Genomic DNA, 12,635 nt, shown 5'->3' with positions numbered 1-12,635 from the left:
TCTAAAAAGAGAGGTCTTAAAGGTGAAAATTAAACAATTAGCTTTAGCTACATTCTCTACCCTATATATGGGTAGTGTGGCAGCTGCAGCGTTAACCTTACCCGAAATTGATAATAAAATATCATTACCAGATATTAGCTTGTCAGAATTACCAGATACATTAAAAGCAGCTCGCAGTTTTGAAAATTACGAGCTTACTGGTTCGACAGAATCTAAATTTGCCGAAGTAAACCGTATTAACGGTATGCCAATGGTTAATGGTGTGAATCAACAATTAACGCAACGCGTTAAGTTTACTCCTGAAGATAACATTGAAGGCATTCAAGAATATTTTGTTACTTTGCAAGATCGCCCTGTAGCGCAATACACTGGTGGTCTTAACGGTTTAGACGCTACGCATTTACGTACCGTTGCTCAAGAAAGTGTTGCTAGTGATATCAACTCAACTGGCCAAGAGCGTGAAGTTAACCTTAAACAGGTAAAAGCGAGCCGTGATTATAAAAACCGTGTTGTTAAGTACAAAGAGTACCTTGCCCAACAGCAAGAGTTCTTTATTAGTGAAGCAAACAATTTTGGCTTTAATATTTCGGCAATAACTCAATATGATGTTGCCGTAAATGCTTTTACCACGGCTATGACGCAAGAGCAGGCGATTAAGCTTGCTGAACTAACTGCCGTTAAAAGCATTCACCGTGTAGAAAGCTATTCTATACAAACTTTGGTAGATGCGAAAAATGAAGTGGCAGGTGCGCACGACATTATCAATTCACATCACTTTTGGGATTTAGGTGCCAAAGGTGAAGGCATCATTGTTGGTGTAGCAGATACCGGTATTAATTCCGATCATCCGTCTTTCCACGATTTTGGTGGTAATAGCACTTATACCGATGATAGCAACATTACTTGGGTAACGGATGATCTATACGATCATATCAACCCGTTTGGTGACGGTAATTATGTAGGTGATTGTTTAAAGCGCGGCTTTGAACATATGTGTAACGACAAGTTGATTGGTGTGCGTTCATACAATCGTATTACCGATCAATATTCAAAAACTGCCCTTATCGATAAGATGTTCGAAAAAGGTTTAACTGCTAATGACTTGCATCAGGAAAATGGTCGATTATATGCTGTTCCTCCAGTTGGTGAAGATCATGCCGGACATGGTTCGCACACCGCAGGTACTGCTGCTGGTAACGCCATTAAAGACGTAAAACATTTATATCGTGAAATTGACGGCCCTGGCGTTGAAGCCAGCCGTGAACCAATTGGTGATATTAGTGGTGTAGCACCGCGTGCCAATGTGATCATGTATCAAGTTTGTATTTCTGCTAACTCGAACTCTGGTTATGCCGGCTGTTTGGGTGATGTAATGATTGAAGCGCTTGAAGACGCCATTGAAGATGGTGTTGACTCACTAAACTGGTCATTAGGTGGTAGCCCATTTAATGCCTGGGAACACCCTATTGGTCAAGCGTTTTTATCTGCACGTGAATCAGGGATGCATATTGCCGTATCAGCGGGTAACTCAGGTTATGCTGGAACTGTGAAAAACTCAGCACCATGGATTTTAACTGTAGGTGCTACTCAAACTAACCGTCGCGAAAGCCGAACAAATGCCGAAAATATGTCAACTGGCGCAGATTTGAATGCTAGTATTGATGGCGTAGATTATCCATTAACACTATCGAACCGCTGGTTTAATATTTCTGGGGATCATTTTGATGGTGATGCAGTTCTTGCTGAATATATGGGAGCCTGTGTTGAAGATGACTGTACAGAAGGGCTTGTTTGTAAGGCTGGCTTTGAAATGCTCGAAGATGACCTTTGTTATCTTGAATGTAGCGAAGATGAATTTCGTGACCCTGATACTAAGCAGTGTGACAGTTTTGGTAATGTAGACATTGGCGATCAACACGATCCATCAAACTGTTTAATTGGTACTGAATGGGTAAGTCAGGAAGAGGCAGGTTCTGGTAGAGATTGGGGCTGTTTGGATATTAACCGCGATGTTCCTAAAAACTACACCACGCGTGAGTCAATTTGTTTAGCAAATGACGACGCTATTTTCCCAACGTTAACGGATATTGTTTCGCCGAATACGGGTGAACCATCACCTCTTGAACAAAAACGGGCCCAACGTTTTTACTGTCCTGAACTTGAATACGATGATGTACATCCAAATTATCGTGGTCGATTAGGTAACTCTAAAGGTATTGTTTGTGCATACGGTGTTGAGCCGTATATGGAAACAGAATTTAATAACGGCTTAACTTGGAATAACAAATACACCATTGTTTATCATGATGGTGATACATGTAAAGATTCTGAAGAAGAGAATTGTGTACCAGAAGATAGAGATGGTGACGGTGAAAACTCTACTATTGATCAGCCTACCTTAGGTCAGTGTCGTGTGCGTGCTCCTGCCGATCGTGATTATGAAAATTATGATGCTCGTTATGGCAACAGTACAGGGCCTGGTGCCGTAACAAATTCATTTGGTGTAGTAAGTTCACGTCCGGTGATCACTGACTATAAAGCACCGATTTATCAATCGACTACTGCTGAAGTTTCAGGGCAATCATCAATTCAAGCTACGGCGAATGGTCAAGCACCAGAAATGCGCGTGTTCGAAGGTGATAAGTATTGTGAAAACCTTGAAGAGTGGCGTGATCCTAACGATATCACTAAACCATTTAATTTTGATAATGCTATTGTATTTTGTGCTCGTGGTAACGGTAATAACATAGATTTTCAACAAAAAGCTGAAAATGTAGTTGAAGTTGCCAAACGTGATGCGTTAAAAGCTGGACGAGGTGATACTCGCGCCGATCTCAATGCCTCTATTGTAGTTTACAATGATGATCCTACTTACGGTAGTTTATACAACTTCCCGGCAGACATTCCGTTTGTAAACGTACGTAATGAATCTTGGCTGAAAGACTTTTCACCATTCTTTAGTAGTATTGATCCTGCTGCTCCTTTAAATACGCCATCAAGCCTGGCGGAGTTAAAGCGTGAACGAAAACTTTCAATCAACTCTGATTTTGTGGAGATTGTTAAAGCACAGGAAGATAGTGACAATATCGATCATACGTTAGCGAACTTTACGTCAAAGGGTCCTCACTATTACGTAGAAGATATAATGCCGGTGCAAGTAATGGCCCCTGGTGTTCATATTTATGCAGCATGGTCTGATAATACTGTGCTTGATAAAGGTTGGAATTCAGCTGACTTTGCATTTAGTAACGGAACCTCTATGGCAACTCCTGTGGTTGCGGGCTCTATGGCACTGTTTAAACAGCTACGTCCTAACTGGAGCGAGTCAGAGCGTGAATCTGCAATGACAATGACAGCATCGCCAGTTCGTTATACTACGCGTTATATCACTGAAGAGTATTATGATGCCGATAATCCTGATCATCGTAAAATCTCAATGCTAATTCCAGCAACAGATGAAAACGGCGAACTTATCTACGAAGATGGTGAGCTAGTTATGATTGAACAAGCTATATACCAAGAAGTAGTAAATGTTAATTCTTGGCATGTAGGTACTGGTTTAATCGATTTAAAAGCTGCAATTAATACTGGTTTAGTATTAGATGAAACTCTTGAGAACATGCTAGCGGCTAGCCCGAATGAAGGCGGTGATGTTCGTCAATTAAATATGCCTTACTTATTTGATGGCAGCTGTCCAGAGACTTGTACTTGGTTAAGAACATTCAAAGCGAAAAAAGCTGGGACTTATAACGTTAATATTGATCAATTTGAAGCTGCGGTTTCGATTAAATCATCAGTTGATAGCTTTACTCTTGCTGTAGGTGAGTCAGTTACAGTAATGTTTACTGCAAAAATTGACCGCAGTGTTGCTCAGGATCAATATGAAAATATTATCAACGGCACAGGTTATACTGGTGGCGAAGTAAGCATTACTGCTAACGATCCAAGTATTCCAGAGCTTCGTTTACCTGTAGGTGTTTCGTTAAACTCTGATTACCTGCCAACGCTTGTTGAAGCCAATGTAAATGCAGATACTGGTCGTTCGCCAATTGACTTAAGCCGTCCGGCAATGTCTACAGATACTCTTAGTGCAAGGGTTTATCATCAAAATAATGTGCAATATATTGATCAAGATAGTGAGGGTAACCTTGTTAAGTCTTCTTCAGGTGTTGTTGAACTAGACTCATCACAAGGCTATGGTCAAACTTGGATTGGTCGTGTTGAATTGCCGATTGACCAATCGCGTTTAAGCTTTGACTTTGCTACTGCTCATAAAGAACCGTCGGCAAAAGTACTATGGGTTGATGTACCTGAAGGAACTAAAATGCTTGCAGTTGATACTTTACGTAAAGTTGAGACTAATGCTAATGCATTACCAGAATTGCAAGCCCATTCAGGTACGCTAATGATGGTTGTTGGTAGAGATATTGTTGCTCCTGGTGAGCTAAACTTTTTGTTTGAAGGAACGTGTGTTTCACAGGCTGAAAAGTTAGTAAACAAGTGTTATGTAATGGACCCTCAACCGGGTAAGTATTGGATTTTGTTGCAAAACACTAATGATACTGAATCTCGTGCTGGCGAATGGATCCTTGATACTTACGATTACGCAGTGTCACTTGTTGCGGATCAAGAGTCTTCACACATTATTTTAGATGCTCCTATGACAGTAAACCCTGCGCAAGATTTATTGCAGATGGATCTGGTTTACAGTGTGCCGATGAAAGAAAATGAAGCTAGTTATGCAGTTGCTGAATTGTTCTCTAACGAACATGCAATTGCTGCTGATATGGGCACCGTGCCAATTCGTTTATACCGTCACGCTAACCCGATTGAACTTGAATTCTCTCGTGACATGGCATCGCCGGGCGCTTATGTAAGAGTAGACGTTGATGTTGCTGCTAACCATTCAGGCTATAACCGTCCGGTTGAATTCACTGTTAATTTACCTGAAGGGGTAAGTTATGTTCGTGGCGCAATCAGTGGTGACCCTCGTTTTGTTACCGGCTACGAAGAACTGGAAAATGCATCTGGCGTTAAGTTAAGTATGTACCAACCTAATACGCATCGTTTGGGTAAAGGTTACATTATGAGTACTAATATAGACCCAGAAGATCCTAAAAATGCCAGTCATCCATATGTGCTTGATAATACGCATAACTACAACCCTATGTGTCGTACTCCTGCGGTAGGTAATTATTATGATGGTTCGAGCTCAAATGGTGGTTATGTAGATTTAGTAAAACTAAACCCAGCTTACGCTAGAACTATGACTGATGAAGATACCTACTTTGATTTAGAGCGCTTGTACTCGTTTGGTAGCTACGGTTTTGACATGAACTTATATGGCGGTCCACGTAGTCATACCGAGTTTAAAGTGTCGCCACGTGGTTATATTTCTGCAGGTATGGGGCACCGTCAAGAGACTAAGTTCTTTGGACCTAATATTTGGCCACAAAATGAGATCTTAATTGCACCATTAATGCGTAAAGGCGTTAAGTACGACCAAACAGTAACGTTAAAGGGCTCACGTGATTTAACTATTGGCGAGAGTGTTAACAATGTTGAAGGTATGACTATGTCATTGTTTGCTGACGGCGTTGAGTGGAAAACATTAGTTGAGTGGGACAATGTTCATTCTGTAAATGCTGGTGAGCGTCTTGATGATAGCATGGACTTCCAAGCTTGGTTTGACCTTAAAAATGTTAACTACCCTGGCGCTTTCGAAATTATCTATGCCTATGACAATCTTGACATGATGGCACCTGATGAAGGCTGGGGAAGACAAGATACTGTTGGTTTCCAAGGCCTTGAGTCTGACAGATGGTTCTTTGGTTTAATTAAGCCTCCTCGCCGCGAGTTTTTTGCTCACAACAATATTGAAGAAGTATTGCATGACGATTTAGTGGTTTGTTATGACTATTACGGCCCAGACTATAGTGCTTCAAATTTCTCATTCTGGCTTAGAGTTGACGATCAAAGTTCAGGCCAAGAGCTAGACATTGAAATCATTAAGAGTGTTGATGCCGATGTACAAGAAGCTACTCATACAATATCGGTACCGAGCCAAATTACTATTGGCAATTTTAGCAAGGTGATTGTTGAGCAGGGTAAATCAGTAACTGTACCTGTTTATTATGCTGACTCTAACTTAACAGCCAATACAGTGAATGCTTATAGCGATAATTTAAATGTGTTTGTGAATGGTAATGAGCCTGGCGCACAGTTAACCATCGATGCAAATTGTAGCTTTACTGGTGATACAACTGTGACAATTGAAGTTAGCGATAACAACAATGAAACTGATGTTGCTAGAAAAAACATTGAAGTACAGGTGCTAGCATCAGCAGGCTTCAGTGGTTCTGCATGTAGCACTGTTAACGATACTGATGAAGAAGCAAATGCTGAAGAAGTTGTTGAAGCAGAAAGTGATGATGGTTCTTCTGGTGGTAGCTTTGGATTGTTCTTATTAATGTTGGCTTGTTTTTCAGGCTTCAAATTTCGCAAAGTTAACGGCTAAAGCTATTGGGCAACCTTAACAGGTTGCCCATCTAGGAGAATAATATGAAATACACAAATTTAACTGCCGTTGCTTTATCAGTATTGCTGGCCTATCAACCAAATATTGTATTGGCAGAAACTGAACAGAGCGATGACATTATTAGTCCTGCTTTTGAATATTCTGATTTAGGTCATTCTGAAGTTGATAATTTTTCATCTTTTCAAGGTGATATGCAATCACCTTTGGAGCAAGCAGAGGGTGAACAAACGGAAAACACTACTGCAGCGTTTGAACTGCTTGATCTTACCGGGCAATTTTTCACTGACCATGTGGCCCAAGGTGCGGGTAGTTTAACCTTCAGCGTTGATGATGTAGCCTTTGAATTTAATACTCGTATTGAATATCACTACGGTTTATTACACCTTTATGGTGAAAACAGTAACGGTGATTGGTTACGCTTGATTAAAGGCTCGGCTAATAGCTGGTTTGGTGATGTCACCAATGGTCATGAGTCTTTTACCGTTATGGCTACTGCAGAGCTCGGGGGTTCTGCGTGGTTTAACTCGGCGTTCTTACATCCGAAAAAAGGCGAAATATTAATTGAGGGCGAACTGCCAACTATCGCCACGAAAGACAATAGTACAGTGCTCGATGTAGGTTATGCGCATACCATCACGCTAGAAGGTCGATACAAGCGCTTGGGAACTCGCGCATCGATTTTATACTTTCATTATCAAATGCAAGATATCTTAGACAACAGTGGCTCAGGATATTACTTAAATCCGTTATTTATTGAACGTCAAGACGGGCGTTTTTTTGAAGATGAAAGCAAAGTAAAAGATACTTACCTTGCTAATGGCTTTAGCTGGATGTATGGCGATTTAGATGGTGCTGAAACCATGCGTGAGTACATTAAAGATTTTGGTGCCGATTATACCTCTATGTTAGTCAATAGCAGTGTTAGCTGGTTATGTGGTACCGCACGTAATGAATTTACCATCGATGATATCGGTGAAAAAGTTCACTTTATTGATGAAGAAGACCGTGATGATGTGGTTTATGGTTCTTTGGTAAGTGGGGTAAGACATCAGTGTCGAAACCTTTCGATTTCTCGCTGGTTTTTTGCCCACAACTTTGTACGTCCAACACGTTCAAATTATGAAAATAATCTTATGTTGCCTGCAAACAGACGCACAGATTACGGTGGCGTAACCGATTATGCCTACGCCAGCAAGTGTGGCGGTCACGCAACGTTATTTAATGTGCGTTATGACGCAAATGATGTTGAAACACTGCCTTTACCTTTAGTGTCATCACCTGACATAAGCTATAAAGGTGATGTATGTGGTGATGAGAAAAATAATAACCGTCGAGCATTACTGGAAATGTTGCCATCTATTGCTGATAACGCAAATGCACCGGTAGCGACAGCTGATGTGAAATTTAAATCTGTTGTTTATATTACTAGTGAAGCTAATAACGGTATTGTAACTTTAATACGAGAAGGTGATTTGACAGAACAAGCTAGTGTTGAAGTTGCGATCATCACTAAAGGTGATGTCAATTCAGCGGTTGAGAAGGTCGATTTTATTCCTGAATTTAAACGCGCAGAGTTTGCTCCCGGTGAAAGTGAAGCGATAGTCGAAATTCGAATTAAAGATAATGACGTATACCGTGAAAGTGCAATTATTGACTTATCACTTAATTTTCCTAAGCGTTTAAATGTTGTTGGAACCACTACGGCTCAATTGATCATTCAAGACAATGATTCTGCTAAACCTGGTACATTCAATTTCGCTCAAAGTGCCGTTATCGTTGATGAATCTGCAGGAGTTGCTGAAATAAAATTACTGCGTAGTGGTGATTTTGAAGGCAGCCAAATGATCAAGTATTCATTGATTGACGGTAGTGCTAAGTCCGAAAGTGATTTCGAAGGCACTGATGGCCATGTTGTATTTGCTGAAGGTGAAACTGAAAAAGTTATTTCTGTAACATTGATCAGTGACAACTATCCTAATCTGACTGACCGCACCTTTTCTATCCAGTTAGATACAGAGGTTAGTGGCGATGTTCAAACCGTGCAAGTGACCATTGGCGATGATGATCAGGCAACAGGTGTTGTAGCTGTAGCTACAGAGAGCCTGGATGTTGATCATAACGCATCAAATATTTCAATTAAGCTTACTCGAGATGACGCTAGCAAAGGTGAAATTCTGGTAAATTACAAAACCGTTGACGGCACTGCAATTGCTGGAACACATTATGTAGCAACGAATGCCAGCGTAATGTTTGCGGCCGGGGAAACTGAAAAAACTATCACAGTTAAGAAAATCAGAGTAGCTGATGCAAGCGAAGCGCTGAATTTTACAGTTGAACTAAGCAGTAATAAATTAAGTGGTGCCAAAGTTGTGTCGGTGAATTTATTACCTGCTGTTGAGCGTGAAGAAGAATCGACTGGTGGTTCATTAGGGTTTTTAGCCCTATTGCTAATGGCATATACTGGTTATAGACGTAAGTACCGTTAATCTTTACGTTTTTATAACCCTGTTAGAAACCGCCGTAAGGCGGTTTTTTATTTGTACAAACGGTTTAGTTTATTTTAATCTTGATGTAAGTTGCTGAAAAGGTTAATGTATCTACGTATTTATAATCGGAAACATAAATAACTTCAAGGATTGAAAATGATATCAAAATACCTACCTACTTTTATTTTACTTTCATTGTTTTCGTCTACTGTTAATGCTGACTTCTATATCGGAGCAGGGTTAGGGCGGACAGAGTTTGAGAGAGAAGGGGAGACTGCAACTCAAACTTTTAATTACGATGACAATAAACTCTCAGGAAGTCTTTTTGTTGGCTACCATAATAAATCTTACCCAGAATGGATGCGTTTTGAGGGCGGATTAAAATATCATGGGAGTTGGGATGTATCAAAGCATGATCACAATTTTAATGATGAGCTTTCCTCTGTTACTTTAACGTGGGTACCAACATTCATTTCAACCTCACAACTAAATTTAGTTGGTAAAATCGGTAGCTTTTGGTGGAATAGTAACCATTCAGGCTTAACTAAATTTAGTGATCTTCAAGGAGGAAGTGGCCAAAAGATGTACGCGGGGATTGCTTTAGAAGTAATTGTAACTAAAAGCTTAGGCTTTAGAATAGGAGCCGAAGAATTTGACTTGGATTATGTTAAAATGCAATCGGTTGAATTAGAAGTACACTATACATTTTAGAGTCATCTACTAATATATGTAACACCATCTTCAAAGGCTCTTAAAAGAGCCGCTCGTTTAAATTCAGCTGTCGAGTGAATCTAAGACATAACATAGCGAACTGAAAGATTCGGAGTCTTCCGGTGGCGTTTAGGTAAATTTCACAGCCATATGAAGTTTGCCTAAATGAGCAAGGTTCCTTGAAATGTAACCTTAATCCGGTCGTTTTTTCCACATTTTATCTAAGTAAATCATGGCAACAAATATTAATAATAAATATAAGCCAGCGTTTTCGGTCATTGGAATAATTCTATTTGTATTATTTAGAGCGGTATGAAGCAATACCATCAGTAACAAATTTCCACCACTTCTGTTGTACAACCAGGTAAAGAACACGCCAAGCATAATGCACACGCCAACTTTAGCAAAAACCATTACTGGCTCATCGGGATACTGTCCAATCATATAAAGTGGCCAATGCCAAAGTCCCCAGCAGACTCCTATAATGACGGTACTCATTAATGGACTAAATCGTTGCTGTAAATGAGGAAGCATCCAACCACGCCAGCCCGCTTCTTCACCTATAGCGACAACTAACAGTGTGAATAGGAACGAACGAACAATGTAACCCAGCCAAACTAATGTCTCTAAATCATCATTGCTGAACCATACAACTGGTGTGTCGGTCACAATGTTAGTTGCAAGGCCAAGGGCACACCAAAGTGTAGGTAATAAGAGGGCAACTAGTAAATAATATTTATTGGCTGGCCAAGTCACCAAAGAGTTAAGATTTTTTGATGAATTACATACCAACGACGCTGTGACAAAAGCACAAATTCCGCTAGATAAAAACAAAACTATCAATGTAGTCAAACTAATATCAGAAGGATGAGCCTTAGCAAATATGTCAGCAGTGATACCGTCACCATAAAGGACTGAGCTAGCATTCAATCCGAACAATAAAACAAACACAGCAAAAAACCATCCTCGCCATCGGTTAGAGTTTATTGTAATAGTATGGCCTTGCGCATAAGTAATAATAAGTGCGGCTGGAGCTGGACCGAATCCAGCTGCAACCATCAACTTTTGCTGCGTCCAGTCACTACCCATGAAAGTTGGCACTAAAAGCCACACACACCATGTAATTACAAAGTTAATCAATAAAAACCAAACTAATGGGTAACGGCTAATATGTTCTAGTAGGTTTTTCAAATCGTCTTACTCTTGGCTTGCTATTAATAGATGTTTTGCCAAATTCGCATGTTTTTGGGTCACCCATTTGATCCAATGAAATGACAAAGCTAACACACTTAGACCAACAGGCAGGGACAAAGGAAGCCAGTACCAATTTATGTCGATGCTGAATTGTGGGTAAGCCATACTCAGTAAAGGATCGATGATCGGTGACAAAATTAAACTTATTGAAAAAATGATAGGAATTAAAGCACTAGTGAGGTACACAACTGAAAGCGGTAAAAGCGCAAATAGGTACAAAATTGTACGTAAGATATTGAGGTCGACGACCTGCATTTTTATTAAGGTAATGACACTTACCTTTGACTGATGTTTTTTCATCGACAATCTCGACGGTCTTCTTGGCATTCGCTCTTTAAGGAAAAATTCTATTAAACGTCCTTCAAACAATGCAAGATAGGGCACAGAACGCATAAATATCAAAAAGACTGGGAAACCAATTAATACCACTGTAGCAATTGCACTGCTTATTCCTAACACTAACCAAAAGGCATAAAATAGCGATAGCGGCATTGCAAGCGAAATGTATATAAGAGAACGGTAAGATGCCACGTCTGAAAATGCTGACAGCAGCCATTGTAATACTGATTTTTTTTGCGCAGTGGATGATTCACCATAGAGTGCAAACTGTACTGTCGACTCCATATCAATATATTGGCTTGCTACCTCTTGTGGCGTCCCCCAATCATCGACGATTTTATCAAATGCAAAATTTCCTTTTTCAGTTAAAGCTGAACGAATATGATCTTCTGCATCAAATAAAGCATCCTGAACGAGGGCCTTACTTTGTCCTTTCAGCAGTGTAGCTAACTGTTGTAAATATACTCTAATTTGAACTTCTATTTGTTCTTTATTCATGAGGTTCTCCTAAAATCTGATCAACAAGACTTTGTTTTTCTTTCCATATCGCAACCCATTCTTTCAATACTGCTTTACCCAACGTCGAAATAGTAAAATATTTTCTAGGAGGACCACTATCTGAGGGTTTTACTTTACTATTAAGCAAGCCTTTTTCTGAGAGGCTACGCAACACAGGATAAATGGCGCTTTGTTTTTCACCATGTGTGTTATCTAATAATTTGCTGATCTCATAGCCATAGAGTGGCTTCTTTGCACGTTTGAGTATGCTCAATAACACCAGAGCTACAGTGCCTGTGTTAAGTTCCTTCTGAAATTTCTTAACATGTTGCAGTGTTTCTTCACTAGCTTTTATCACAAGTTAAACGCCTTATACAATTGATAATTACTCGTCAGTAGTATTAACTTAACACTACTGTTAGGTTGATACTAGTTGTTTGTGTATATTAAGTTGCCGAGCATTAGTAATTTAGTATTAAAAATTCAGCAAATACTGAACGAACAGTTTTATGGATAGGCAATATCAAGAAGCTTTTAGTACAGATATATTGGTGTTATTTTTGAAATTGAAATTGAAATTGAAATTGAAATTGAAATTGTTTTATTTCTGACATATGACATAAACTGAATTGATTTTTCAAATGCTCTACTTCCGCTTATAGCACTTTTGAGACGTTCAATAGATCCTGAAACAAGTTCAGGAAGTCGAAACTTTTATAGCCACGATACGCTTAATGAGGTCCCCGATGTCGCTTTGGCTCGACAATTGCTCCTGCATTGTTCTAACTACGTGCATCCATGCACGAGTC

6 protein-coding genes are annotated in these 12,635 nt (G+C 39.8%); 3 read left to right on the top strand and 3 right to left on the bottom strand.

Annotated elements, in window-relative coordinates:
- Positions 1-22: 22 nt before the first annotated feature.
- The 3 genes from RI845_RS12565 (at position 23) to RI845_RS12555 (ending at position 9,735) form a co-directional block, all read left to right on the top strand.
- Entirely contained in the window at positions 23-6,517 is a 6,495-nt protein-coding gene (locus tag RI845_RS12565; RefSeq protein WP_348386513.1) for a S8 family serine peptidase, read from the top strand.
- Between the two features lie 44 nt (positions 6,518-6,561).
- The gene (locus RI845_RS12560) at positions 6,562-9,024 is read left to right on the top strand and encodes a Calx-beta domain-containing protein (RefSeq protein ID WP_348386512.1); all 2,463 of its coding nucleotides are present in this window, start codon (positions 6,562-6,564) and stop codon (positions 9,022-9,024) included.
- A 156-nt stretch (positions 9,025-9,180) separates the two neighbouring features.
- Complete coding sequence (locus RI845_RS12555) at positions 9,181-9,735, top strand: porin family protein (protein WP_348386511.1); 555 nt, start codon at positions 9,181-9,183, stop codon at positions 9,733-9,735.
- Between the two features lie 192 nt (positions 9,736-9,927).
- On the opposite strand, the gene RI845_RS12550 is transcribed toward RI845_RS12555, so the two are convergent.
- From RI845_RS12550 to RI845_RS12540, 3 genes are read right to left on the bottom strand one after another with little or no spacing between them, the layout of a single operon-like run.
- A complete protein-coding gene (locus RI845_RS12550) occupies positions 9,928-10,926 on the bottom strand; it encodes a CPBP family intramembrane glutamic endopeptidase (RefSeq protein ID WP_348386510.1) in 999 nt (332 codons plus the stop codon).
- Between the two features lie 6 nt (positions 10,927-10,932).
- The gene (locus RI845_RS12545; protein WP_348386509.1) at positions 10,933-11,826 is read right to left on the bottom strand and encodes a sensor domain-containing protein; all 894 of its coding nucleotides are present in this window, start codon (positions 11,824-11,826) and stop codon (positions 10,933-10,935) included.
- Positions 11,819-12,184 carry a PadR family transcriptional regulator gene (locus tag RI845_RS12540; RefSeq protein ID WP_348386508.1) on the bottom strand — a complete coding sequence of 122 codons (366 nt, stop codon included), beginning with the start codon at positions 12,182-12,184 and terminating at the stop codon, positions 11,819-11,821. The genes RI845_RS12545 and RI845_RS12540 overlap by 8 nt, the downstream gene beginning before the upstream one ends.
- Between the last annotated feature and the right edge of the window lie 451 nt (positions 12,185-12,635).

The organism is Thalassotalea nanhaiensis (assembly GCF_031583575.1).
Lineage (GTDB): Bacteria > Pseudomonadota > Gammaproteobacteria > Enterobacterales > Alteromonadaceae > Thalassotalea_A > Thalassotalea_A nanhaiensis.
This window is presented reverse-complemented; position numbering and strand designations above follow the sequence as displayed.

Bases quoted from the DNA above. Each gene is read 5' to 3' on its own strand.
- RI845_RS12560 (WP_348386512.1), top strand. From the start codon at position 6,562: ATGAAATACACAAATTTAACTGCCGTTGCTTTATCAGTATTGCTGGCC.
- RI845_RS12555 (WP_348386511.1), top strand. From the start codon at position 9,181: ATGATATCAAAATACCTACCTACTTTTATTTTACTTTCATTGTTTTCG.
- RI845_RS12545 (WP_348386509.1), bottom strand. From the start codon at position 11,826: ATGAATAAAGAACAAATAGAAGTTCAAATTAGAGTATATTTACAACAG.